Here is a 25,841-nt window from a genome sequence, read left to right as displayed (position 1 = left end):
AGGCATCCTTGCCCGTTAACGCATAAACTTAGTTATAAATGATGGTGAACTGCGAAGTGGCAACCACGCTGCCGGCTGTCACAGCCGAATTGGTCGCTACATAACTCGCCTGATATTTCAGTTTATTTTTACCTGGAGCTAATTTGAAATCGGTTGACGGTGCATACATGGCAATTTTCTGCCCGGTATCAGAATCAATTTCAATAGCGACACCGCTCGCAACACTGGTCGAATCAATAGCTAATAAAGTTTTATCAACTGAATCTGCGGTACCACTAAAACGGATGTTGGCATTAGTGTCAGGGCAATTATCCAGGTCAATGGTAAAAGGGACAGAAGATGATTTTGCAGCCACGGTAGCTAAACTGGTTTTTGCCACTTTACCCAGAGCAACAGGAATGATTTTCCCGGCACCATTAGTCACGTTACAAGCCGTTTCCGTAATTTCACCGGTAAAGTGAACGGAACCGTCTGCAGCATTTGCCGCAGAAACCATCCCGCCCAGAGCCAGTGCGGCTGCCACTAATTTTAATTTAAAACACTTCATACAAACCCCTCTTTTTTACATGACGAACATCCCTTTCCCGATAGTTAAATCGCATAAAGAGATGGTTATAAATATAAAAATGACTGCCAACTGAATGAATAAAAAACCACCCAGAGAATATGGACAGCGACTATAGGAGTCATAAAGTTAAATTGCAATCCAGCTGGGCAAGCCAGAGAGATCGTTTTCGGTCACATATCGTGGAAAATAAAACAAATAACAAGAAACCATTAAGCACAATTAAATCAACTACATAAGATTATCATTGCATTCCATAAAACAAAATAAATGTCTATTTTTACGCATTATTGAACAAGCAAAGAATAAAACCATCGCAAAGTGAAAATAACAATTTCACTTTTAGTAAAAAGGTATCAAAGGCGAATTAATGGCAGTTTTAATGCGAATATAGTTTTTAATACACATTACAGAGCAATAATCAGTGCCGAGATAATACTGCCATATAATGTTAGCAGGATAACGATGAGTACGAAGAAAATAAAAAGGGGAATGAATATTCATTCCCCTGAGGTTGAGATGACAACAAAACCCGTTATTCAGCAATGTCGGCGTAGTGACTCGCCACGTTCATCAATTCGCGTACTACGCTTGTGGCAAAACTGCCGGCAGGCAGCCAGAAATTCAGCTCAACGGTGATGTCATCCCACCAGTTCCAGTTGAGATCTTTCGGCATCAGCAGCATGGCACGACGCGCCGCTTCAACACGCTCGCGCACCAGCAGCGCCTGCAAATCAGTTTCTTCGGCTACACACTGTTGTTCAAACTCCAGAGCCGCATTTTGCGTGCCCCAGCCACCGTCGCCCGGTAACGGCGCAGTTATCAGCAGCTCACCGTCATCAACGCGGCTTTGCAATGCAGGCAGTTCTTCCGGCGTGGCAACAAACCAACTGCCGCGACCTGCCAGTTGCAGCGCATCACCGTCGATAACCTGGTTAAAATCAGGCTTCTTCAGGCGCTCGCTGACAATCTGGTTAAACATGGCGCTACGGGCTGCGGACAGATAAAAACTGCGCTTATTACGGTCACGTATTGGCGCGTTGCTTTGCGCCCAGCGTAAAGCCTGATGCAGGTTATTGCCCGCAATGCCAAAACGTTGGCTGCCAAAGTAGTTAGGCACACCACGATGAAGAATGGCATTCAGGCGTTGTTCCAGCTCCGCACGGTCGCTAATGTCGCGCAGCACCAGTGTGAAACTGTTTCCCTTCAACGCCCCCAGACGCAATTTACGGCGGTGACGGGCATATTCCAGCACCTGGCAACCTTCAAGTTCAAACGCGCGCATGTCCGGCATTTCTTTACCTGGCAGACGCACGCAAAACCATTGTTCAGTCACCGCATGTTTGTCTTTCTGACCGGCAAAACTGACTTCACGAGCGTGCACTTTCAAAAACTTAGCCAGTGCATCAGCCACGAAGCGGGTATTGCAGCCATTTTTCAGGATGCGTAACAGCAGATGTTCACCGTCGCCATCCGGGCCGAAACCTAAGTCTTCAATAACCACGAAGTCTTCTGGATTGGCTTTGATTAACCCTGTGCCTTGCGGTTTACCGTGCAGCCAGGTCAGATTCTGCATATCCATTATTTACGTGCCTTATGTAGCAAAGCGACCGCTTCGCAAGCAATGCCTTCACCCCGGCCAGTGAAACCGAGTTTTTCAGTGGTGGTCGCCTTGACGTTGACGTCATCCATATGACAGCCCAAATCTTCGGCAATAAATACGCGCATCTGCGGGATGTGCGGAGCCATTTTCGGCGCCTGGGCAATAATCGTCACATCGACGTTACCGAGCGTGTAGCCCTTCGCCTGGATACGGCGCCAGGCTTCACGCAGCAATTCGCGGCTGTCTGCGCCTTTAAACGCCGGATCGGTATCCGGGAATAATTTACCAATATCCCCCAGCGCGGCAGCCCCCAGCAGAGCATCGGTTAATGCGTGCAATGCGACATCGCCATCAGAGTGTGCGAGCAGCCCCTGTTCGAACGGTACGCGCACGCCACCGATGATAATTGGGCCAACGCCTCCAAAGGCGTGTACATCAAAACCATGTCCAATACGCATTATTCTTGCTCCGTTTGGGTTAACCGCGTGAGGTAAAACTCCGCCAGCGCCAGGTCTTCAGGACGAGTCACTTTTATATTATCGGCGCGGGCGCTAATTAATTCGGGATGGAAGCCACAATATTCAAGCGCTGAGGCTTCATCAGTAATTGAGGCGTGTTCATCGAGCGCACGCTGCAAGCAGCTGCGCAATAATTCCAGAGGGAAAAGCTGGGGCGTTAAGGCGTGCCACAAGTCTTCGCGATCCACCGTATGGGCAATCAGGTTTTTACCCGGCTCGCCGCGTTTCATGGTGTCGCGCACCGGTGCGGCCAGAATGCCGCCAATTTTGCTGGTTTCAGTAATCGCCAGTAAACGGGCCAAATCATCCTGATGTAAACAAGGACGCGCTGCGTCGTGCACCAAAACCCATTGCGCGTCTTGCACCACGTTTAACCCGGCAAGAACCGAATCAGCACGCTGCGCTCCGCCGTTTATGACGGTCACGTGGGGATGGGTAGCAAGAGGCAAAGAGGTAAACCAGCGGTCGGTAGGGCTGATAGCGATCACGACATGTGCCACGCGTGGATGGGCCATCAGGCTTGCCACCGCGTGTTCCAGAATAGTTTTATCGCCGATTTTTAGATATTGCTTAGGACATTCCGTTTGCATGCGGCTGCCGATACCTGCTGCCGGCACCACGGCAATTACGTCCGGGGAGGAGTCTGCCATGTAGATTCACTTACGCGTTATTGTCGATTGTTCTGCCCTGCAGAATTGCCCAGGCGCTTAGAGCTATCGGGTACCAGGCGGAAGAAGGTTTCACCTGGTTTGGTCATGCTTAACTCGTTACGTGCGCGCTCTTCGATGGCTTCCTGCCCGCCATTAAGATCGTCGATTTCAGCAAACAGCTGATCGTTACGCGCTTTGAGTTTGGCGTTCGTCGCCTGCTGTGCGGCAACGTCGTCACTCACGCGGGTGTAATCATGTACGCCGTTTTTTCCAAACCACAGCGAATACTGCAGCCAGACCAACAAGGCCAGCAATAGTAGCGTTAGTTTACCCATCCAGCCCCCTGAAAAACGGCACAATCATCGCACAAAATTTTATCTGGCTGCGCTCTGGGTACAAAGCGAGCCTTCGTATTTGCGGCAGAATTTATCACAGATTGCGCCGACATGCGCGTTTGCAGGTGAGTTAGCGGCCTTGCAGTCATAAAAAGTTTATACCCGTTAGCATTCGAATTGCAGCCAACACCCCTGCAGCTTGAAGGATGACGGGTATATTGCGTTAACCCATCAGCCACAGGAAAAGCATGCCAAACATCAGCCCCACCGCCAGCACGGTTACGATGCAGCTAAAGATCAAGCGGCCATGCAACAGAGAATGCAAAGCAATCCCTACCACCACGGCAACAGGCAATAATGCGAGGAAGAAAGGCCAGGTATACAGAAAGAAAAACAGGGTATTAGGGCCATAAATCAAGAAGGGCAAACCCAATGCCAGCAACCACGACAAAAAGCCGATGAACGCCCCAGCCAATGACCAGGTCGTTTCTTCGGTACTGGGGCTAGCTTCAGCCGATGTAGATGTCATAGCCAGGTTGGTGCTATTGCGCATAACGAATCCGTAAACCATGCAAACCAGGCGCATGATGTGCCTGGAAATGTCTTAGGATTTGATAATAACGTCACGGCGCAACAGGTCTAATAATTGCGCAATCAAATTTGTTACCAATTGTTCGCCGTCTAAGTATATTTCCGGGTTCACTGGCGCTTCGTAAACCGAGTCAATTCCAGTGAAATTCCGTAACTCTCCGGCACGGGCTTTTTTGTACAAACCCTTTGGGTCACGCGCTTCACAGACAGAAAGTGGTGTATCAACAAACACTTCGATAAACCGCCCTTCACCGACACGGTCACGAACCATCTGGCGTTCTGCACGATGCGGAGAGATAAATGCCGTCAGCACCACCAGTCCCGCATCCACCATTAGGTTGGCAACTTCGCCGACACGACGGATATTTTCTTTACGATCTGCATCGCTAAAACCGAGGTCACTGCACAAACCGTGACGCACATTGTCGCCATCCAGTAAGTAGGTGCTCACACCAAGCTGGTGCAACGCTTCTTCAAGCGCCCCCGCGATGGTGGATTTACCCGAGCCAGACAGCCCGGTAAACCACAGCACCGCACCGCGATGCTGATGAAGCTTTTCACGTTGCGCAACCGTCACCGGATGCGCATGCCAGACGACGTTTTCGTCGTGCTCAGCCATTATTTGCCTCCCAGCAAATCACGTGCGCCCCAGTGCGGGAAATGACGGCGCACCAGCGCGTTCAGTTCCAGCTCAAAAGCGCTGAAGGCTGACGGCTCCTGATACACATCTTGTTGCGGTTCACGCACCATTCCGGCACCGACTGTCACGTTGCTCAGTCGGTCGATGAAAATCAACCCGCCCGTGACCGGGTTATCCTGGTATTTATCCAGCACCAGAGGTTCGTCGAACGTTAAATCAACGAGGCCAATTCCATTGAGCGGCAGGTTTTCGACGACGCGCTGCGTCAGGCTGTTAATTTCAACCTGATAATGGATGTTGTCGACGCGAGCGCGGGTTTTCTTGCCTGCGACTTTAATGTCGTAGCTTTGGCCCGGGACCAGCGCTTGTTCTGCCATCCACACCACGTCGACTTTCGCGGTTTGCACCGCAGGCTGCGCATCGCTGGCATCAACCAGCAAATCACCGCGGCTGATGTCGATTTCATCTTTCAGCACCAAAGTGATGGCTTCGCCCGCAGCAGCTTGTTGCAAATCCCCATCAAAAGTCACAATTCGGGCAATGGAAGATTCAACACCCGACGGCAGAACCTTCACACGCTGCCCGACGTTCACCACGCCGGATGCCAGCGTTCCTGCATAACCACGGAAATCCAGATTCGGGCGATTCACATACTGAACCGGGAAACGCATCGGCTGTTGTTCAACCACACGCTTCACTTCGACGGTTTCCAGAAGTTCCAGCAGCGTTGGGCCGGAATACCACGGCATGCTGTTGCTTTGCGTCGCCACGTTATCGCCTTCCAGCGCCGACAACGGAACAAAGCGAATATCCAGATCCGCCGGAAGTTGCTCGGCAAAGGTCAGGTAATCTTGTTTGATCTGCTCGAAAGTCTCTTCGCTGTAATTCACCAGATCCATTTTGTTGACCGCCACCACCAAATGTTTGATCCCCAAAAGTGTGGAGATAAAACTGTGGCGGCGCGTTTGATCCAGCACGCTTTTACGCGCATCGATCAATAAGATCGCCAGCTCGCAGGTTGATGCACCGGTCGCCATATTACGGGTGTACTGCTCATGCCCAGGGGTATCAGCAATAATAAATTTACGTTTTTCGGTCGAGAAATAACGGTAGGCCACATCAATGGTAATGCCCTGCTCGCGTTCGGCTTGTAAGCCGTCCACCAGCAAAGCCAGATCCAGTTTTTCACCCTGCGTGCCGTGGCGTTTGCTGTCGGTATGCAGCGATGAAAGCTGATCTTCATAAATTTGGCGCGTGTCATGCAGCAGGCGGCCAATCAGGGTACTTTTACCGTCATCGACGCTGCCGCAGGTCAAAAAGCGCAGCAGGCTTTTGTGTTGTTGCGCATGCAGGTAGGCTTCTACGCCGCCTTCATCAGCAATTTGTTGTGCAATAGTGGTGTTCATCTGGCGGCTCCTTAGAAATAACCCTGGCGTTTTTTAAGCTCCATGGAGCCTGCCTGGTCGCGGTCAATTGCCCGCCCTTGACGTTCACTGGTGGTCGAAACCAGCATCTCTTCGATGATTTCCGGCAGCGTCTGCGCCTCGGATTCAACGGCACCGGTTAGCGGCCAGCAGCCCAGGGTACGGAAGCGCACCATTTTCTGCTCAATCACTTCACCTGGCTGCAAATCGATGCGGTCATCATCCACCATCAGCAGCATGCCATCGCGCTCAAGAACCGGGCGCGGTGCTGCCAGATACAGCGGCACGATTTCGATATTTTCCAGGAAGATGTACTGCCAGATATCCAGTTCGGTCCAGTTGGAAAGCGGGAACACACGAATGCTTTCGCCTTTATTAATCTGGCCGTTGTAGTTGTGCCACAGTTCAGGGCGCTGGTTTTTTGGGTCCCAGCGATGGAAGCGGTCACGGAATGAATAGATACGTTCTTTAGCGCGTGATTTTTCTTCGTCACGACGAGCGCCACCAAAGGCGGCATCAAAACCGTATTTGCTCAGCGCCTGCTTCAGGCCCTCGGTTTTCATGATGTCAGTATGTTTGGCGCTGCCATGCACGAAGGGGTTAATGCCCATCGCCACCCCTTCCGGGTTTTTATGCACCAACAATTCAAAACCGTAATTCTTCGCGGTACGGTCACGGAAATCGTACATTTCGCGGAATTTCCAGCCGGTGTCGACATGCAGCAGCGGGAACGGAAGTGTGCCTGGATAAAAGGCTTTACGGGCCAAATGCAACATCACCGATGAGTCTTTACCGATGGAATACATCATTACCGGATTGGAAAATTCGGCGGCAACCTCACGGATGATATGGATGCTTTCTGCCTCCAGTTGCCGTAAGTGTGTGAGTCGTTTTTGGTCCATAACCTTCCCTTAACCGAGGTTTAGTACGGTGGGTCATGGCCCGCCGTTTTAAATTCATGCAGGGACTATACGGCTGAGGTTGATTTGTTATGAAATTACTAATTGGAATGACTAGTTCCACAAAAGAATAACGAGATGCAAAAGCAAATGACAAAATGTGCTTAACCCTCGAATTATCCTGGGTTTCGGAACGATAGAAATTGTGTAGTCTCCATCACAGTTTCATACTATGCAGGCAAAAAATTTTCCGGTTTAAAAGGGACTCACTATGTTTTCCGCATTGCGCCAAACGCTTACCAGCCTGGCGTTAGGAATTTGCTGTACCTTGCCTGCGTTTGCCAACGCAACCACGATGGGCAACATTGCCGACCAACAAACGCGCCACATCGCGACCGTTTTCCCAGGCCGAATGACAGGCAGCCCGGCGGAAATGATGGCCGCGGATTACCTGAATCAACAATTTAGCCAGCTTGGCTACCAAAGCGATATTCGCCGCTTCAACACCCGTTACCTTTACACCAGCAAAGACGGTCATCAGAACTGGCATAACGTCAGCGCAAGCTCGGTGATCGCCGCTCGTGAAGGTATTGAACCGCAGCAAATCATCATCATGGCGCATCTCGATACTTTTTCGCCGCTCAATGACAACGACGTGAATAACAACCTTGGCGGTTTAACGCTACAAGGCGTGGATGATAATGCTTCAGGCCTGGGCGTGATGCTGGAGCTTGCCACCCGCCTGAAAGATATACCAACACGCTACGGCATCCGTTTTATCGCCACCAGCGGTGAAGAACTTGGTTCGTTGGGCGCGGAAGATATCCTGAAACGCATGAGTGCCAGCGACAAGAAAAACACCCTGCTGGTGATTAATCTCGATAGTCTGATTGTCGGCGAAAAGCTCTATTTCAACAGCGGTAAATCGACGCCGACCGCCGTCACTAAAATGACACGTGACCGCGCATTAGCGTTGGCACGGCAGTTAAATATTAAGGCCACGACCAATCCTGGACTTAATGCCCATTATCCAAAAGGTACTGCCTGCTGTAACGATGCTGAAGTGTTTGATAAAGCCGGGATCCCGGTGCTTTCAGTGGAAGCCACCAACTGGTCGCTGGGTAAGAAAGATGGCTATCAGCAACGCGTAAAAAGCAAAGCGTTCCCCGATGGAACCAGTTGGCATAATGCCTTAATTGATAACCAGCAATATCTGGATAAGTGGCTACCGCAGCGCATTGAAAAACGCAGCCGTGACGTAGTGCGCGTGATGTTGCCATTGGTGAAGGAGCTGGCTAAGGCGAAGCATTAATTCTTTGTTTAACCAATAAAAAGCCCTTCTGCATAGCGCGAAGGGTTTTTTATATACAACAATCAGATAACTACTCGTGCAAACCACACTCGCGCTTAAGCCCAAAGAAACGCGTCTCTTCTTCAGCCATGCCTTCTTCCCACTTACGCGTGGTGTGGGTATCGCCCACGGAAAGGTAGCCTTGATCCCACAACGGGTGGTATTTCAGGCCATTGGCGGTGAGGTATTGGTAAACCTGGCGGTTGTCCCAGTCGATGATCGGCAGGATTTTAAACACTTCACGCTGAATCGCCAGCACCGGTAAATGGGCACGGCTGCCCGATTGTTCACGGCGCAAACCAGCAAACCAGGTTTGCCCGTTGAGTTCATGCAGCGCACGGTTCATCGGCTCAACTTTGTTGATATCATTGTATTTCTCAATGCCTTCAACGCCCTGTTCCCACAGTTTTCCGTAACGCGCTTCCTGCCACGCGGCACTTTCCTTCGCGCTAAAGACTTGCAGATTCAGCTTCAGCTTATCGGTGAGTTCATCAATGAACTGGTAGGTTTCCGGGAACAGATAACCGGTGTCGGTGAGGATCACCGGAATATCCGGGAACTGTTGGGTGACCAGGTGCAGAGACACTGCTGCCTGAATCCCAAAACTCGAGGAGAGTACAAACTCACCAGGCAAGTTTTCCAGCGACCAGCTGACACGCTGTTCGGCGCTAAGTTTTTCAAGCTGGCTGTTGACCTCCGCCAGGGCCATGATGCGCTCGACTTTAGGGAGTTCGTTCAGCGCTTTTAGATCGAGTACAGGCATAGATACCTCGCTAAATAGTATTCCCTCTCCCTGGGGAGAGGGTTAGGGTGAGGGCGACCCATGTCGAGTGCTTACGCACGTAGTAAGCCCAGACGCCCTCATCCGGCCTTCTCCCCCAGGAGAAGGAGAAGAATAGTGCTAGTCCCACAAGTCCCGGGCCGGGTCCAGTACCGGGCGAATAATCCCGGCGCGGATGGTGAAATCACCGAAGCCTTCGTCAGCTTCACGCTCTTTCGCCCAGCGCCCGACCAACTCATCAATGGAGGCCAGAATTTCCGGCTCAGTGATGTTTTCACGGTACATGCGCGGGATACGCGTGCCGATGCGGTTACCGCCAATATGCAGGTTATAGCGGCCTGGCGCTTTGCCCACCAGGCCGATTTCCGCCAGCAGCGCGCGGCCACAGCCGTTCGGGCAGCCGGTAACACGCGTGACGATGTGTTCATCTGGCACCTGGTGTTTTTCCAGCACTTCTTCAACTTTAGTCACAAACTGCGGCAGGAAGCGTTCAGCTTCGGCCATCGCCAGCGGGCAAGTCGGGAAGGAAACGCAGGCCATTGAGTTTTCACGCTGTGGTTTCACCGCGTTCATCAGGCCGCTTTCTTTGGCGATCTTCTCGATAGCTGCTTTTTCACTGGCCGGTACACCAGCGACGATCAGGTTCTGGTTTGCCGTCAGGCGGAAGTCGCCTTTGTGGATCTTCGCGATCGCCATCAGGCCGGTTTTCAGCGGACGGTCCGGGTAGTCCAGGATACGGCCATTTTCGATAAACAGCGTCAGGTGCCATTTGTCGTCGATGCCTTTTACCCAGCCAATACGATCGCCACGTCCGGTAAATTCATACGCGCGAGTCGGCTCGAATTTGATGCCTGCGCGGCGTTCAACTTCGGCTTTAAACACCTCCACGCCAACACGCTCAAGGGTGTATTTGGTCTTGGCATTTTTACGATCGGTACGGTTGCCCCAGTCGCGTTGTGTGGTGACAACGGCTTCCGCCACCGCCAGCGTGTGCTCAAGCGGAATGTAACCGAACTCGCTCGCGGTGCGGGCATAGGTTGCTTTGTTGCCGTGTTCGATGGACAAACCGCCGCCCACCAGCAGGTTGAAGCCCACCAGCTTGCCGTCTTTGGCAATGGCGATGAAGTTCATGTCATTGGCATGAAGATCGACGTCATTCTGCGGCGGTACCACCACCGTGGTTTTAAACTTACGCGGCAGATACGTTTCACCGAGGATCGGCTCTTCGTCGGTGGTGGCGACTTTCTCTTGATCCCACCAGATCTCGGCATAAGCACGGGTGCGCGGCAGCAGATGTTCAGAAAGCTTTTTCGCCCATTCGTACGCTTCCTGGTGCAGCTCAGACTCCACCGGGTTTGAGGTACACAGCACGTTGCGGTTCACGTCGTTAGCGGTTGCCAGCGCATCCAGCCCAACTTCGTGCAGCATTTCGTGCGCCGGTTTCACGTTCTTTTTCAGAATGCCGTGGAACTGGAAAGTCTGGCGGTTAGTCAGACGAATGCTGCCGTAAATGGTTTTATCTTCGGCAAATTTATCAATCGCACGCCATTGCTCGGTGGTGATAATCCCACCCGGCAGACGGCAGCGCAGCATCATCGCATGGCGCGGCTCGAGCTTTTGTTCTGCACGTTCTGCACGAATATCACGGTCATCCTGCTGATACATGCCGTGAAAGCGGATCAGCAAAAAGTTGTCGCCTCTGAAGCCACCGGTCAGCCCGTCCTGCAAATCTTCTTTGATAGTGCCGCGCAGGTAATTGCTTTCGCGTTTCAGGCGCTCGGCGTCAGACAGTTTGCCTTCGACCACTAATGGTCCTGGGTGTTTTTCGCTCATTAGTAGACATCTCGCTGATAACGGCGCTCAACGCGCAGCTCACTTAAAAATTCATCGGCCGTTTCGGTATCCATGCCACCGAACTCGGCTACCACTTCCAGTAAAACCTGCTCAACGTCTTTAGCCATGCGATTGGCATCGCCGCAGACGTAAATGTGGGCACCTTCTTTAATCCAGTTCCACAGTTCCGCGCCTTTTTCGCGCAGTTTATCTTGTACGTATATTTTGTGTTGCTGGTCGCGAGACCAGGCCAGATCGATATTCGTCAGTAGGCCATCTTTGACGTAACGCTGCCATTCAACCTGATACAGGAAATCATCGGTAAAGTGCGGGTTGCCGAAGAACAGCCAGTTTTTACCGGTTGCCCCATCACTTTCACGCTGCTGCATAAAGGCGCGGAATGGTGCGATGCCGGTGCCAGGGCCAATCATAATCACCGGCGTTTCCGGGTTGGCAGGCAGGCGGAAGTTATCGTTATGTTCGATGAACACACGTACTTCGCCATCTTCCCCAAGGCGGTCAGCAAGGTAACCAGAAGCACCGCCAGTACGGGCGCGGCCTTCGATGTCATAACGCACCACGCCAACGGTAATGTGCACTTCGCTTTCCGCTTCAGCCTGCGAAGAAGCAATCGAGTACAGGCGCGGCGTCAGCGGGCGCAGTAAATCAATCAGCTGCTCAGCAGTTAATTCCGCTGGCGCGTAACGCACCATGTCGACAATCGGCGTGTTGTGAGCAAAGTGCTGCAATTTGGTTTTATCACCCACCAGATCCAGCAACGCGGCGTTGCGGGTAACCTGCGCATACTTCTCAACGATGTTGGCGGTATTGATGGTCAGCTCGAAATGCCACTCCAGCGCTTCGCTCAGTGGCAAAGTTTTGCCATCGACAGTGACGCTTTCATCGCCTTTCAGCCACAGCAGTTCGACCAGCTCTTTCACCAATGCTTGATCGTTTTGGTACCAGACGCCCAGCGCATCCCCCGGCTGGTAACGCAAACCGGAATCACTCAGGTCAATCTCAAAGTGACGCACGTCTTTTTCAGAATCGCGACCGGTAATTTTCTGGTTAACCGCAAGCGTTGCGGTCAGCGGCGCTTCTTTGCTGTACGGGCTGGTGAAGATTTCGTTGGCAACGCCCGTGGCGGTGACTGCCGCTTGCGCCGGAGTTTCTGCCGGTACGCGGGATTTCAGAACGTCGACAATTTTTGCCCGCCACTGCGCGGCGGCTGGCTGGAATTCGACATCACAATCCACACGATCCAACAGGCGCTCACCGCCGAGTTCCGCGAGTTTGTTATCAAAATCTTTACCCGACTGGCAGAAGAATTCGTAAGAGGTGTCGCCAAGGCTAAAGACTGCAAACGCAGTGCCTGGCAGTTTTGGTGCCTTTTTCGAGAACAGGAATTTGTGCAACGCCACGGCTTCTTCCGGCGGTTCGCCCTCGCCTTGCGTTGAAGTGACAACAATCAGCAGTTTTTCCTGGGCAATTTGTTTGAATTTATAGTCGCCCGCGTTAACCAGGTTAACGTTTAGTTTAGCCGCCAGTAAATCGTCGCGCAGTTGTTCGCTGACGCGGCGCGCGTTACCGGTTTGCGATGCAGAAATCAGCGTAATGACCGGAACTTCAGCCGCAGCAGGTTGAGCTGCCGCAACAGTACCAGGTTGTTGATTAATCATTCCCCAGAAATAGCCGGATAACCAGGCCAGTTGAGTCTGCGAGAAATCTGTCGTCGCCGCCTGGAGGCGTGCCAGTTGCTCCGGGGTTAGCGGTAACAGTGCGGTCGGTGGGGCCTGAATTGTCATGCGTTGTGAGTTCCAGTAACAAAAGATCCGTTTTTAATATCGAACGAATAAACGGGAATGGTGTAAGGGTAACCATCGCGATAATAACAATTAAAGAAGGGATAGAAATAACAAATAACCAAAACGACTAACCACTTTTACGGGTAATCCATAACGTTAAAAGTGATTAGTTAACTTAATGAAAAATAAAAGATAACAGAAAGAAAAATACTATCAGGGGGAGTTGGCACCCGCCTGGCAGGTATAGTTAATGCGTGAAATAGTCATTTCCTGTACTATGCCGCGGTTATTTTGTATGAAAGAGACTTAATTATGTCCACCACCCTGTTTAAAGATTTTACCTTCGAAGCCGCTCACCACCTGCCACATGTACCAGAAGGCCACAAATGCGGTCGCTTACATGGTCATTCATTTATGGTGCGCCTGGAAATCACTGGCGAGGTTGATCCGTATACCGGCTGGATTATGGATTTTTCTGAGCTGAAGGCGGCGTTTAAACCGACTTATGACAGGCTTGATCATTACTATCTGAATGATATTCCTGGGCTTGAGAATCCAACCAGCGAAGTGCTGGCAAAATGGATTTGGGACGAAATGAAGCCGCTTGTGCCGCTGCTAAGTTCAGTGATGGTGAAAGAAACCTGTACCGCCGGTTGCGTGTATAAGGGTTAAAAGAAAGGCACCGTAAAGGTGCCTTGAGACTGATGACAAACTTCTTCGTAGGTCAGATAAGCGCAGCGTCATCCGACACCACTGGCGTAAATGGTGGATGACGCTAACGCTTATCCACCCTACAAAACACATTTATCACCCTTTGTCAGCAATCTGAAGGCACCGTAGAGGTGCCTTTTTGGTTTTAAGCGATATTCAAATACTTATGCGTCTGCATTGAAAGCCGCCAGTTGCGGGCGATACAAGTTTCGATACACAGACGCGTCGCATCTTCTTTCTGGCTGATAGGCTGAAGCGCAATCACCCGTTTTTTATCGTCAACCAGGGTCGCTAACAGTTCATCCAGCGCTTCGATATCCCGCATACGCCCCACCGGATGTTTAATTTCATCGGCACGTTCTAAAGCCTGAGACAGTACGTCGTAACCACCACGCATATTCACTTTCGGGGAAACGGTCACCCAGGTTCCGGCAGTGCAACGCACTTCATGCGTGCCGCTGGTTTCAATCTGGCAGCTATAACCGTGGTGCTCAAACAGCGAAGTTAATGGTGTGAGATCGTGAATGCATGGCTCGCCGCCGGTAATCACCACATGGCGCGCGGTGTAATCCTGGCGCTGGAAAATCGCCAGCAAATCTTCAGGGCTAGCGTTGCCCCATTTGTCGCTTTCTTTGGTTTTAGCAAGGATGCTGAACAAAGAGACTTCACGATCCGCGAGTTTATCCCAGGTGTGTTTGGTATCGCACCACGCGCAGCCCACCGGGCAGCCTTGCAGGCGAATAAAAATGGCGGGCACACCAGTAAAATAGCCCTCCCCTTGCAGGGTCTGGAACATCTCGTTAATCAGATACTGCATAGTCTTCTCAAATAATGGGCGTAAAGAGTGATTATCGCAGAAGTGACGGTTGAGATCATGCGTAACGGTGTGACAGGCCCAATCAGGGGGAGACTGGGCCTGTCACTGCCATCACAACCTGGAAGTTGCGATGGCATTTACGAAGCGGCGTGTGATTTGCTGCGGGCGAGTAATCGCCCCGCCGACTACCACCGCATGAGCCCCGAGAGCCAGGCAATGCGCAGCCATTTCCGGCGTTTCCACATTCCCTTCAGCAATAACCGGCACATCGACCGCCGCCAGAACATCGCGCAAGAACTGGCAGCCATTCGTCGCCAGAATTTGCCCTTTCGTTTCAGCGGTATAACCATGTAGCGTGGTGCCAACACAATCAAAACCCAGTGCGGCGGCATCACGAGCTTCTTCAACGGTGGCAATATCCGCCATCAACAGCAACTGCGGATAACGCTGGCGAATTGCCGCCACCAGGCCGCGCAAGTCCTGTTGGCCAGGGCGTTCATGCCCGGTGCCATCCAGCGCAATCATCGCCGGGTTTGCGGCCATTAACTCATCCACCTCTTTGAGAGTTGGCGTGATGTAAACATCGCTGCCCGGATAATCACGTTTGATGATCGCAATCACCGGTAAATCAACTGTTTCCATGATTGTTTGAACGTCTGGCAAACTGTTGGCGCGAATCGCACAAGCACCACCTTGTGCGGCTGCCAGCGCCATTTTCGACATAATAAACGAGCTGTGTAACGGTTCATTTTCCAACGCCTGGCAGGAAACAATCAGTTTTCCCTCAATCAGCGACAACATGGACGGTTTCATATGGCGAGAATCTCCTCTACTTCATTTTTAATAATCGTGACGTGCGGGCCGTAAATCACCTGTACGCCATTGCCGCGCTGGATAACGGCACGAGCGCCGGTCTCTTTTAATAGGGCCTCATCAACCAGTGAACCATCATGTAACGTGACGCGCAGACGAGTGGCACAGCAATCAAGCTCGACAATATTCTCTTTGCCGCCCAACGCGATGATGACTTGCAACGGGCGCTCGCCTGCTGTGACCTGCACGCTTTCCGTTCCCGCATCTTCACGGCCCGGCGTTTTGAAATTGAAGCGTGTAATCACGAAACGGAAGGTGAAGTAGTACAGGAAGAACCACGGAATACCGACAAGCGGGACGTACATCCAGTGGGTTTTAGCTTCGCCCTGCAACACACCAAACAGAATGAAATCAATAAAACCGCCAGAAAATGTCTGGCCGATGGTGATGTGCAGCATGTGCGCCAGCATAAATGCCAGGCCATCGAACAACGCGTGGATCACGTACAACACCGGGGCGATAAACAGGAAAGAGAACTCGATAGGTTCGGTAATACCGGTTAAGAAAGAGGTTAACGCCGCAGAAAGTAACAGCCCCGCCACACGCTTGCGATTCTCAGGTTTCGCAGTGTGATACATCGCCAGGCACGCACCCACCAGGCCAAACATCATGGTGATAAAGCGGCCAGACATGAAACGTGAAGTGCCGATGTAGAACTGCTGGGTGTTCGGGTCAGCCAACTGGGCAAAGAAGATGCGCTGTGTGCCTTCAACCAGTTGACCGTTAACCATCTCGGTACCGCCAAGCGCCGTCGTCCAGAATGGCAGGTAGAAGATATGGTGCAGACCGAATGGGCCGAGCATACGCAGCACGAAGCCGTAGATAAATGTCCCGAGGTAACCGGTGGCATCCACCAGGCCGCCCATGCCAAAAATGAGTTTCTGGAAATGCGGCCAGATGACGGTCATCGCCGCGCCAACCAGGATAGCGACCAGCGAGCTGATTATCGGCACAAAACGTGAACCACCGAAGAAACCAAGGAATTGCGGTAGCGCGATTTTGTTATAGCGGTTATGCAGCAGTGAAGTGACGATACCGATGACCACGCCACCAAAAACGCCGGTTTCCAGCGTCTGGATACCTAATGCCATCCCCTGCCCGACCGCACCTGGATTGGTTGCCGCCAGTGTGCCGCTTAATGTCAGCAACGCATTGATGGTAGCGTTCATTACCAGATAAGCCAGTAATGCCGCCAGACCCGCAGTGCCTTTATCCCCTTTTGCCAGCCCTACAGACACGCCGACGGCAAATAACACCGCCAGGTTAGCAAACACGATTGAACCCGCACTCGCCATGATGGTGAAAATACCCTGTAACCAGGCGACATCCAGGAAGGGATAGGCCGCAACAGTATTGGGATTAGACAGCGCACCGCCAATCCCCAGCAACAGCCCGGCTGCCGGTAAAACAGCGATAGGTAACATGAACGACTTGCCAAAACGCTGGGCCTTTTCAAACCAGCCCCCAGAAGAGGTACCGCTAAAGATTGACATAAATTTTCTTCCTGCCAAATTACTGTGATGAAAATTATTACCACAATAAGACGTAGCAAGTGAAAATTTTCACCATCAATACGATCCACATCACAGTTAACCGAATCTGCTGGCACTGCGGGGCCGCTTTCCTCCACACTATGTCCAGTAATTAAGTAAGGCCGTGGGATGGGTCCGATGACAGAAAACGAAAATTTATTGCTGCACTTGCGTCAGGGTCTGCCAGGTTACAGCCCAACGTTACAAAAACTAGGCGAGTTCGTTCTTGGCGAGCCGCAGAAGGTGCTGTATCTGACCATCACCGAGCTGGCGCGTGAAAGTGAAACCAGCGAGGCCAGCGTCACTCGCCTGTGCCGCCATTTAGGCTGCAAGGGATATACCGAATTTAAGATGGCGCTGGCGCTGGATGTTCAACAGCAGCAGCCTCCCGCTCCCGTGAGCGAAGACAGTATTGATGAGTTAATCGAAGAGTCTGTGCAGGCGCTGAGAGATACCGGGAAACTGCTCAATCGCGAGGTGCTGCAACAGGCGGGCATTGCCCTGCATCGTGCCACTTCGGTGCAAATTTATGGCGTTGCAGCCAGCGCAATTATGGGGGATTACCTGCATTACAAATTGCTGCGCTTAGGCAAACCTGCACAGTTGTTTAGCGATATGCACCGCGCAGCGATGAATGCAGCAACGCTTAGCGAGCGTGATCTGGTAGTGGTGATTTCGAGTTCCGGTTCCACCAAAGATTTAATGCATGTGGTGAAACTCGCCAAAAAGCGCCATGCCTGTGTGCTGCTGATTAGTAACACATTGCGCAGCCCTCTCGCCGATCTTGCCGATCTGTTGCTGGTTGCCGCTAAACCAGAAGGCCCATTAAGCGCCGGTGCGTTAAACGCCAAAGTGGGAGCCATGTTGTTGGTGGAGGTACTGGTGGGAGAGCTGATTACTCACGATAACCAATACGCCGCCACAAGCCAGCAAACCGCCAGCGCCACGCTGCCATTGCTTATCTGATATCGGGTAATAAGCGCAGTGCCATCCGACAAACTGACGCAAATGGTGGATGGCGCTATCGCTTATCCACCCTACAAAACCGGTTTAGTGACCCACGGGTTGAGCAGGCCGGTGTCGCAGAAGGTATCGACGTGAAGTGGAAGTCCGTCGGTGGTGGCTCTGATGCTAACCATACGGCAGCGTTGGGTATCCCTTCTCTGGACGGTTTCGGGCCAATAGGTGCCGGTTTCCACAGTGTGTCAGAGTATCTGGAACTGGATAGCATTGAGCCAAGAATCCGCCTGCTTAAGCGGGTGATTCAGTCGCTTTAAAAAACCAATGGCCGGGGTTTCCCGGCCACTTTTAGCTAATCACATAGCTTACTTTTTGGTTTTAAAATCAATCACCATGCGGCCTTTGATTTTACCGTCTTCCATTTCTTTGAAGATAGCATTGATATCTTCAAGTGGACGCATGGTCACTTTAGGAACCACTTTTCCTTCGGCAGCAAACTGGAAGGCTTCAGCTAAATCATGGCGCGTTCCAACCAAAGAACCGACGACTTCGATACCATCAAGTACCAGACGTGGAATGTTCAGGCTCATGGATTCTGATGGTAAACCGACCGCAACGATACGCGCACCCGCACGAACAGCGTCTACCGCAGAGTTGAATGCCGCTTTCGCCACCGCAGTCACTACCGCAGCATGGGCACCGCCTACTTTTTCCTGGATGACTTTTGCCGCATCTTCATTGCGTGAGTTGATGACCAAATCCGCGCCACACTCTTTGGCGAATTCGAGCTGTGCATCATTGACGTCGATGGCAATGACTTTGGCATTAAAGACGTTTTTAGCGTATTGCAGCGCGAGGTTGCCAAGGCCGCCAAGGCCATAAATCGCAATCCACTGCCCCGGTTTGATATGCGAGACTTTCACCGCTTTGTAAGTGGTGACACCAGCACAAGTCACGCTGCTGGCCGCCGCAGATTCAAGTCCATCAGGGACTTTTACCGCGTAATCGGCAACGACAATGCACTCTTCAGCCATGCCACCATCGGCGGTATAACCCGCGTTGGTGACGCTGCGACACAGCGTTTCATTGCCAGTATTACAGTATTCACAGTTGCCGCAGCCGCGGAAGAACCAGGCAACGCTTGCGCGGTCGCCCACTTTCAGGGAAGTCACCCCTGGGCCAACTGTTTTCACTACGCCAATGCCTTCATGCCCCAGCGTAATGCCTGTTACATCACCAAAATCTCCATTTTTCACATGTAAATCGGTATGGCATACGCCACAGCATTCCATTGTCAGCAATGCTTCGCCGTGTTTAAGGGCTCGAACAGGTTTGTCGATGATCCCTACAGAGTGATCTTTATTAACAACTGCTGCTTTCATGTCGGTCTCCTGACCTGTGAGTGAAAAGTCCCCGTAAGCCTGGTCGACAGGTGGGGGAACTGCAAACTCTACTAGTGAGATCGGCTATATGTTGTTCAGGAGCCAGCAAAAATAGAAATAAAAAAACCCGCCGAAGCGGGTTTTTTGTAAGAATTTAAAGCAGTAACGAATTACTGACCTTTAACTTCTTTCAGACCGTTGAACGGAGCTGGTGTGCCCGCAGCAGCCAGAGCTTCTTCAATACGAATCAGCTGGTTGTACTTAGCAACACGGTCAGAACGGCTCATAGAACCAGTTTTGATCTGGCCTGCAGCAGTACCAACAGCCAGGTCAGCGATGGTAGCGTCTTCAGTTTCGCCTGAACGGTGAGAGATAACTGCAGTGTAGCCAGCATCTTTCGCCATTTTGATCGCAGCCAGAGTTTCGGTCAGAGAACCGATCTGGTTGAATTTGATCAGAATGGAGTTAGCGATACCGTTGTCGATACCTCTTTTCAGGATTTTGGTGTTAGTTACGAACAGATCGTCACCAACCAACTGGATTTTGTCGCCCAGAACTTTAGTCTGGTGTGCGAAACCATCCCAATCAGACTCGTCCAGACCGTCTTCGATAGAAACGATTGGGTACTGTTTGGTCAGATCTTCCAGGAATGCAGTGAATTCTTCAGAGGTGAAAGCTTTGTTGCCTTCGCCAGCCAGAACGTATTTACCGTCTTTGTAGAATTCAGAAGCAGCACAGTCCATAGCCAGAGTAATGTCTTTACCCAGCTCGTAACCTGCAGCTTTAACCGCTTCAGCGATTACAGCCAGTGCTTCAGCGTTGGAACCCAGGTTTGGCGCATAGCCACCTTCGTCACCAACAGCAGTACCCATGCCTTTAGATTTCAGAACTTTAGCCAGGGTATGGAAAACTTCAGAACCCATACGGATGGCTTCTTTCAGGTTTTTCGCACCAACTGGTTGAATCATGAACTCTTGGATATCAACGTTGTTATCAGCGTGCTCGCCGCCGTTGATGATATTCATCATAGGCAGTGGCATAGAGAATTTGCCTGGAGTGCCGTTCAGTTCAGCGATGTGTGCATACAGCGGCAGGCCTTTAGAGGCAGCAGCAGCTTTAGCAGCAGCAAGAGAAACAGCCAGGATTGCGTTAGCACCGAAGTTAGATTTGTTTTCGGTACCGTCCAGGTCGATCATGATTTTATCGATGTTAGCCTGGTCTTTCGCATCTTTACCAGTTACAGCCGCAGCGATCGGGCCATTAACTGCAGCAACGGCTTTCAGAACGCCTTTGCCCAGGAAGCGAGATTTGTCGCCATCGCGCAGTTCCAGCGCTTCGCGGGAACCAGTTGAAGCACCTGATGGTGCAGCAGCCATACCTACGAAACCGCCTTCCAGATGAACTTCAGCTTCAACAGTCGGGTTACCACGGGAGTCGATGATTTCACGACCGATGACTTTAACGATTTTGGACATTAGATTTTCCTCAGTACAAGTTAAACTAAAACTCCAGACAAACAACGCGCGAAACATTCGCGCGTTGTCGTTCTAACTTTCTGCTTACTTTTCCTGGCGCTTCTGGTACTCACCTGCAGCTTTCACAAAGCCTGCAAACAGTGGGTGGCCATCACGCGGAGTCGAAGTAAATTCCGGGTGGAACTGGCAAGCAACAAACCACGGATGATTTGGTACTTCGATGATTTCTACCAGTTGGTCATCACCGGAACGGCCCGCAACGCGCAGACCTGCTGTTTCAATTTGTTTCAACAACATGTTGTTGACTTCATAACGATGGCGATGACGCTCAGTAATTGTCGGTTCACCGTACATCTGGCGCACCAGACTACCATCGGTCAACTGACACTGCTGGCCGCCAAGACGCATGGTGCCGCCCAAGTCGCTCTTTTCAGTACGAACTTCAACGTTACCTTCTTCGTCTCGCCACTCGGTGATTAAGGCAACCACCGGGTATTTACAGTCTGGCACAAATTCAGTTGAGTTGGCGTTAGCCATACCTGCAACGTTTCGTGCGAACTCGATCAGCGCCACTTGCATACCTAAGCAAATACCCAGATACGGAATGTTCTGTTCACGAGCATAGCGCGCGGTGGCGATTTTGCCTTCCACACCACGGTAACCGAAACCGCCAGGGATAAGGATAGCATCCAATCCCTTCAGCATTTCTTCAGCACCGCGAGTTTCAACATCCTGCGAGTCAATCAGCTTGATGTTAACGGTCAGACGATTTTTCAAACCACCGTGTTTCAGCGCTTCAATCACAGATTTGTAGGCATCTGGCAGTTCAATGTACTTGCCGACCATACCAATCGTAACTTCGCTTGTCGGATTCGCTTCTTCGTAAATAACTTGTTCCCATTCGGACAAGTTAGCTTCAGGAACGTTCAAGCTGAATCGTTTACAAATATAATCGTCCAGCCCCTGTGATTTCAACAGGCCTGGAATTTTATAGATAGAATCGACATCTTTCAGAGAAATAACCGCTTTCTCCGGGACGTTACAGAACAATGCAATTTTCGCACGTTCATTTGCCGGAACCACGCGGTCAGAGCGGCAGATCAGCACATCTGGCTGAATACCGATGGAAAGCAGTTCTTTTACGGAGTGTTGAGTCGGTTTAGTTTTCACTTCACCGGCAGCGGCCATGTATGGCACCAGAGTCAGGTGCATATACAGCGTGTGCTCACGACCCACTTCGACAGCCATCTGGCGAATCGCTTCGAGGAACGGCAGGGATTCGATATCACCTACAGTACCGCCGATTTCAACCAGAACAACATCGTAGCCTTCGCCACCTTCAAGGATGCGTTCTTTGATAGCGTTCGTGATGTGTGGAATAACCTGGACAGTCGCGCCCAGATAGTCGCCACGGCGTTCTTTACGCAGAACATCTGAGTAAATACGGCCAGTGGTGAAGTTGTTACGACGCGTCATTTTGTTGCGAATGAAACGCTCGTAGTGACCTAAATCCAGGTCGGTTTCAGCGCCGTCTTCTGTAACGAACACTTCCCCATGTTGAATAGGGCTCATGGTACCCGGATCGACGTTGATGTACGGATCGAGTTTCATGATGGATACGTTGAGGCCACGGGCTTCGAGAATAGCTGCGAGGGAGGCTGCGGCAATGCCTTTACCCAGAGAGGAAACGACCCCGCCGGTCACAAAAATATAGTTCGTTGTCATGCTGAACCTGAGAAGTTAGGTTTAAAGACGATGGGAGTACCAGGACGGGAAAGTAGTATACCCGAACAGTATCGGCGCCACAAACTTTCATTCTGTCTGCAAAGCCCTGACCTCGCACTTTGTCAGGGCACTGAAAATAGCCCGTCTGGAATAAATGTTTTTGACGTAAATCAATCGCTTGTTAAATTGAAATTGCCATTAAATGTGTTTGACCACAAAAACGCGTTAAATTTCAGTTTCCTGGCGTTTAACTTCTTGCCAGACTTCTTCCATGATTTCCAGGTCAACACCGGTCATTGTCAGGCCCCTGGCGGCGATAATCTGTTCCACCTGGCGGAAACGGCGCTCGAATTTCAGATTAGCTTTTTGCAAAGCAGTCTCCGCTTTGGTGCCTAAATGACGCGCAAGATTAACGGTCGCGAACAATAAATCACCGACTTCTTCTTCCAGTTTCGCTTCGTCAACGACAACCTGTTTTGCCTCAAACATCACTTCGTCGATCTCTTCATAGACTTTGTCTAACACAGGGCCAAGAGTGGTCCAGTCGAAGCCAACGGTTGAGCATCGCTTTTGGATTTTGTGCGCACGCATCAAAGCAGGTAAGGAATGAGGAATATCATCGAGCGCAGAATGTTGCGCCTTTTCAGCACGCTCATCGCTTTTGATTTGTTCCCAGCGAGCCAGCACTTCGGTGCTGTTTTCAGCAATAGCATCAGCAAAGATATGTGGGTGGCGACGTTCAAGTTTGTCACTGATGGCTTCGCAGATGTCATCGAAATTAAAGCGCCCTTCTTCCTGAGCCATTTGCGCGTAAAACACCACCTGGAACAGTAAATCGCCCAGTTCACCGCGTAAATCATCAAAATCTTCGCGGTTGATGGCGTCGAGCACTTCGTAGGTTTCTTCCAGGGTATAGGGTGCGATAGTAGCGAAGGTTTGTTCTTTATCCCACGGACAACCCGTTTCCGGATCGCGCAGGCGCTTCATGATATTCAGCAGGCGGGTAATTTGAGTCATTAGGAATCCTTACAAATAAAAACAACCCTCACCCTGGCCCTCTCCCTGATAGAGAGGGAACGATCTTTTCTCCCTCGCCCCAAAGGGGCGAGGGTCGGGGTGAGGGGCAATAAATCAGCCGTGCAAACGCTTCGCGTCGATGATATCCGGCACCTGGTTCAATTTACCCAGTACACGGCCTAATACCTGCAGGTTGTAGATTTCGATATTCATGTCGATGGTCGCCAGTTGCTGTTTGGTATCGCTACGGCTTGCAACACCCAAAACGTTGACCTTTTCGTTCGCCAGAATGGTGGTGATGTCTCGCAACAGGCCGCTACGGTCATTAGCCGTCACACGCACCACCAGCGAATAACCACTGGAATAGCTTTCCCCCCAAACCGCATCAACAATACGTTCTGGCGCATGGGATTGCAGTTCCGCCAACTGGTCGCAGTCTGCACGGTGAATAGAGATCCCACGCCCCTGCGTAATGAAGCCGACGATTTCGTCGCCAGGAATCGGCTGGCAGCAACGTGCAATGTGGTGCATCAGATTGCCAACACCTTCCACCACCACACGGCCATTATCTTTGCTGCGCGATTGTGGTGTATGCGTTTTTTGCTTCAGTTGGCGAAGAGCTTGCTCATCCTGTTCAGCTGCAGTCGGCTTATTAAACTGCGATTGCAGGTAGTTACTCATCTGGTTAAGACGAATATCCCCACCACCAATGGCCGCCAGTAACTCTTCAACTTCATTGAAGTTATAACGTGGCAGCAACGATTTTTCGGCTTCTTTCAGGCTGATACCCAGATGCTCAATTTCATCATCAAGGATTTGGCGCCCGGCCAGTATGTTTTTGTCACGATCCTGTTTACGGAACCAGTTGTGGATTTTCGCGCGGCCCCGGCTGGTGGTGATGTAACCCAAGTTAGGGTTCAGCCAGTCACGGCTTGGGTTCGGCTGTTTCTGAGTGATAACTTCAATCTGATCGCCCATTTGCAGCTGATAGGTAAACGGCACAATGCGGCCACCTATTTTCGCACCGATGCAGCGATGCCCAACATCGCTGTGAATGTGGTAGGCAAAGTCCAGTGGCGTGGAACCGGCAGGCAAGTCCACTACGTCACCTTTCGGGGTAAACACATACACGCGGTCATCAAACACCTGACTGCGCACTTCATCCAGCAACTCGCCGGAGTCGGCCATTTCTTCTTGCCAGGCAATCAGTTTACGCAACCACGCAATGCGGTCTTCGTGGCCCGAACTGCCGCTTTTGGCATTACCCTCTTTGTACTTCCAGTGGGCAGCAACCCCCAGTTCCGAATCTTCATGCATCTGCTTGGTTCGGATCTGGATTTCAATAGTTTTGCCATTTGGCCCCAACACCACGGTGTGAATCGACTGATAACCGTTGGGTTTCGGGTTGGCGACGTAATCGTCAAACTCGTCGGGCATATGGCGATAATGGGTGTGCACGATGCCGAGTGCCGCGTAGCAATCCTGTAAACGCTCCGCCACCACGCGCACCGCACGCACATCAAACAGCTCGTCAAAGGCGAGGGATTTTTTCTGCATCTTGCGCCAGATGCTGTAGATGTGTTTCGGGCGGCCATACACTTCAGCCTTCACGCCCTCTTCTTTCATCGATTTACGCAACGCACTAACAAACTCGTCGATGTAATGCTCACGGTCGATACGACGCTCGTGCAGCAATTTCGCGATACGTTTGTATTCATCGGGATGCAAATAGCGGAAGCAGTAGTCTTCCAGCTCCCATTTGAGCTGGCCAATGCCCAGGCGGTTGGCAAGCGGCGCATAGATATTGGTGCACTCTTTTGCCGCCAGAACGCGTTCGTCTTCCGGCGCATCTTTCACTTCACGCAGGTGAGCGATGCGTTCTGCGAGTTTAATCACCACGCAGCGGAAATCGTCCACCATCGCCAGCAACATGCGACGCACGTTATCAACCTGTTCAGCAGAGACTGAATCGGTATGTGCGGCTTTTAGCTGGCGGATGGCGGCCATGTCGCGCACGCCGTGAATCAGCGTGACGACCTGGCTATCGATGCTTTCGCGCATCACCTCTTCGGTGACCACGCCCGCGTCGGCAAGAGGGAACAGCAAGGCGGCTCGCAGCGTATCGTTGTCCATGCTCAGCATCGACAGGATTTCGACCATTTCAACGCCGCGCCACAACAGCAACTCCGCGTCAGGATGGCCTTTGGTTTGTTGCTCGCAATACCGCCAGGTTTCGGCTAAGCGTTCACATGACTGCTGGTTGGTGATCCCGAGACTAGCAATCCATCTATCGGGCGCAAATTCGCCAGCTTTATTGAGATGTGCACTTCTTACCGCAACCATTGTCCGTCCTC

Annotated in this window: 23 protein-coding genes and 1 pseudogene; 4 read left to right on the top strand and 20 right to left on the bottom strand. The window is 51.5% G+C overall.

The window, feature by feature from the left end:
- Positions 1-28: 28 nt before the first annotated feature.
- The 9 genes from D8682_RS20390 to cysD form a co-directional block, all read right to left on the bottom strand.
- Complete coding sequence (locus D8682_RS20390; protein ID WP_121815016.1) at positions 29-547, bottom strand: fimbrial protein; 519 nt, start codon at positions 545-547, stop codon at positions 29-31.
- Positions 548-1,100: 553 nt separating this feature from the next.
- Entirely contained in the window at positions 1,101-2,150 is a 1,050-nt protein-coding gene (gene truD / locus D8682_RS20385; protein ID WP_064543905.1) for a tRNA pseudouridine(13) synthase TruD, read from the bottom strand.
- On the bottom strand, positions 2,147-2,626 hold the full coding sequence (gene ispF, locus D8682_RS20380) for a 2-C-methyl-D-erythritol 2,4-cyclodiphosphate synthase (RefSeq protein WP_064543903.1): 480 nt from the start codon (positions 2,624-2,626) through the stop codon (positions 2,147-2,149). Before ispF ends, truD begins: the two co-directional genes overlap by 4 nt.
- Positions 2,626-3,336: a 2-C-methyl-D-erythritol 4-phosphate cytidylyltransferase gene (gene ispD / locus D8682_RS20375; RefSeq protein ID WP_064543901.1), complete on the bottom strand. Its 711-nt coding sequence runs from the start codon at positions 3,334-3,336 to the stop codon at positions 2,626-2,628. Before ispD ends, ispF begins: the two co-directional genes overlap by 1 nt.
- Before the next feature lie 17 nt (positions 3,337-3,353).
- Entirely contained in the window at positions 3,354-3,671 is a 318-nt protein-coding gene (ftsB, locus tag D8682_RS20370; RefSeq protein ID WP_064543899.1) for a cell division protein FtsB, read from the bottom strand.
- 223 nt (positions 3,672-3,894) lie between these two features.
- Positions 3,895-4,224 (bottom strand): DUF3561 family protein, encoded by a 330-nt coding sequence (locus D8682_RS20365; RefSeq protein WP_064543923.1) that lies wholly within the window; start codon positions 4,222-4,224, stop codon positions 3,895-3,897.
- Between the two features lie 51 nt (positions 4,225-4,275).
- Complete coding sequence (gene cysC / locus D8682_RS20360; RefSeq protein ID WP_064543897.1) at positions 4,276-4,881, bottom strand: adenylyl-sulfate kinase; 606 nt, start codon at positions 4,879-4,881, stop codon at positions 4,276-4,278.
- Positions 4,881-6,308: a sulfate adenylyltransferase subunit CysN gene (gene cysN / locus D8682_RS20355; RefSeq protein ID WP_121815015.1), complete on the bottom strand. Its 1,428-nt coding sequence runs from the start codon at positions 6,306-6,308 to the stop codon at positions 4,881-4,883. Before cysN ends, cysC begins: the two co-directional genes overlap by 1 nt.
- An 11-nt stretch (positions 6,309-6,319) precedes the next feature.
- A complete protein-coding gene (gene cysD / locus D8682_RS20350) occupies positions 6,320-7,228 on the bottom strand; it encodes a sulfate adenylyltransferase subunit CysD (protein WP_064543893.1) in 909 nt (302 codons plus the stop codon).
- A 268-nt stretch (positions 7,229-7,496) separates the two neighbouring features.
- Between cysD and D8682_RS20345 the strand changes: the two genes are divergently transcribed.
- Positions 7,497-8,537 (top strand): aminopeptidase, encoded by a 1,041-nt coding sequence (locus D8682_RS20345; protein WP_121815014.1) that lies wholly within the window; start codon positions 7,497-7,499, stop codon positions 8,535-8,537.
- Positions 8,538-8,607: 70 nt separating this feature from the next.
- Here D8682_RS20345 and cysH read toward each other — a convergent pair whose 3' ends face one another.
- From cysH to cysJ, 3 genes are all read right to left on the bottom strand, one after another.
- The gene (cysH, locus tag D8682_RS20340; RefSeq protein ID WP_064543889.1) at positions 8,608-9,339 is read right to left on the bottom strand and encodes a phosphoadenosine phosphosulfate reductase; all 732 of its coding nucleotides are present in this window, start codon (positions 9,337-9,339) and stop codon (positions 8,608-8,610) included.
- 138 nt (positions 9,340-9,477) lie between these two features.
- Positions 9,478-11,190, bottom strand: coding sequence for an assimilatory sulfite reductase (NADPH) hemoprotein subunit (gene cysI, locus D8682_RS20335; protein ID WP_121815013.1), 1,713 nt, complete (start codon positions 11,188-11,190; stop codon positions 9,478-9,480).
- Positions 11,190-12,995 carry an NADPH-dependent assimilatory sulfite reductase flavoprotein subunit gene (gene cysJ, locus D8682_RS20330; protein WP_121815012.1) on the bottom strand — a complete coding sequence of 602 codons (1,806 nt, stop codon included), beginning with the start codon at positions 12,993-12,995 and terminating at the stop codon, positions 11,190-11,192. The genes cysI and cysJ overlap by 1 nt, the downstream gene beginning before the upstream one ends.
- A 309-nt stretch (positions 12,996-13,304) precedes the next feature.
- On the opposite strand from cysJ, the gene queD reads away from it, so the two are divergent.
- Positions 13,305-13,667, top strand: a complete 363-nt coding sequence (gene queD / locus D8682_RS20325; RefSeq protein ID WP_202914405.1) for a 6-carboxytetrahydropterin synthase QueD — start codon at positions 13,305-13,307, stop codon at positions 13,665-13,667.
- Positions 13,668-13,851: 184 nt separating this feature from the next.
- On the opposite strand, the gene queE is transcribed toward queD, so the two are convergent.
- From queE to D8682_RS20310, 3 genes are all read right to left on the bottom strand, one after another.
- Positions 13,852-14,523, bottom strand: coding sequence for a 7-carboxy-7-deazaguanine synthase QueE (gene queE / locus D8682_RS20320; protein WP_121815011.1), 672 nt, complete (start codon positions 14,521-14,523; stop codon positions 13,852-13,854).
- Positions 14,524-14,634: 111 nt separating this feature from the next.
- Positions 14,635-15,336 (bottom strand): N-acetylmannosamine-6-phosphate 2-epimerase, encoded by a 702-nt coding sequence (locus D8682_RS20315; RefSeq protein WP_121815010.1) that lies wholly within the window; start codon positions 15,334-15,336, stop codon positions 14,635-14,637.
- Positions 15,333-16,889, bottom strand: a complete 1,557-nt coding sequence (locus D8682_RS20310) for a maltose/glucose-specific PTS transporter subunit IIC (protein ID WP_064543876.1) — start codon at positions 16,887-16,889, stop codon at positions 15,333-15,335. Before D8682_RS20310 ends, D8682_RS20315 begins: the two co-directional genes overlap by 4 nt.
- A gap of 177 nt (positions 16,890-17,066) precedes the next feature.
- Between D8682_RS20310 and D8682_RS20305 the strand changes: the two genes are divergently transcribed.
- Together D8682_RS20305 and D8682_RS20300 are read left to right on the top strand one after the other, a co-directional pair.
- The gene (locus D8682_RS20305) at positions 17,067-17,894 is read left to right on the top strand and encodes a MurR/RpiR family transcriptional regulator (RefSeq protein WP_064543921.1); all 828 of its coding nucleotides are present in this window, start codon (positions 17,067-17,069) and stop codon (positions 17,892-17,894) included.
- A 98-nt stretch (positions 17,895-17,992) separates the two neighbouring features.
- A pseudogene (locus D8682_RS20300) lies at positions 17,993-18,205 on the top strand (M20/M25/M40 family metallo-hydrolase); the annotation flags it as partial.
- A gap of 48 nt (positions 18,206-18,253) precedes the next feature.
- Here D8682_RS20300 and adhP read toward each other — a convergent pair.
- The 5 genes from adhP to relA all read right to left on the bottom strand — a co-directional run bounded on the left by adhP (position 18,254) and on the right by relA (position 25,830).
- Entirely contained in the window at positions 18,254-19,270 is a 1,017-nt protein-coding gene (adhP, locus tag D8682_RS20295; RefSeq protein ID WP_064543872.1) for an alcohol dehydrogenase AdhP, read from the bottom strand.
- 170 nt (positions 19,271-19,440) lie between these two features.
- Positions 19,441-20,745, bottom strand: coding sequence for a phosphopyruvate hydratase (gene eno / locus D8682_RS20290; protein ID WP_064543870.1), 1,305 nt, complete (start codon positions 20,743-20,745; stop codon positions 19,441-19,443).
- An 84-nt stretch (positions 20,746-20,829) separates the two neighbouring features.
- Positions 20,830-22,470: a glutamine hydrolyzing CTP synthase gene (gene pyrG / locus D8682_RS20285; RefSeq protein WP_064543868.1), complete on the bottom strand. Its 1,641-nt coding sequence runs from the start codon at positions 22,468-22,470 to the stop codon at positions 20,830-20,832.
- Between the two features lie 225 nt (positions 22,471-22,695).
- The gene (gene mazG / locus D8682_RS20280; protein WP_121815009.1) at positions 22,696-23,487 is read right to left on the bottom strand and encodes a nucleoside triphosphate pyrophosphohydrolase; all 792 of its coding nucleotides are present in this window, start codon (positions 23,485-23,487) and stop codon (positions 22,696-22,698) included.
- Between the two features lie 114 nt (positions 23,488-23,601).
- The gene (gene relA / locus D8682_RS20275) at positions 23,602-25,830 is read right to left on the bottom strand and encodes a GTP diphosphokinase (protein ID WP_064543865.1); all 2,229 of its coding nucleotides are present in this window, start codon (positions 25,828-25,830) and stop codon (positions 23,602-23,604) included.
- Between the last annotated feature and the right edge of the window lie 11 nt (positions 25,831-25,841).

This window comes from Buttiauxella sp. 3AFRM03, assembly GCF_003675305.1.
GTDB lineage: Bacteria > Pseudomonadota > Gammaproteobacteria > Enterobacterales > Enterobacteriaceae > Buttiauxella > Buttiauxella ferragutiae.
This window is presented reverse-complemented; position numbering and strand designations above follow the sequence as displayed.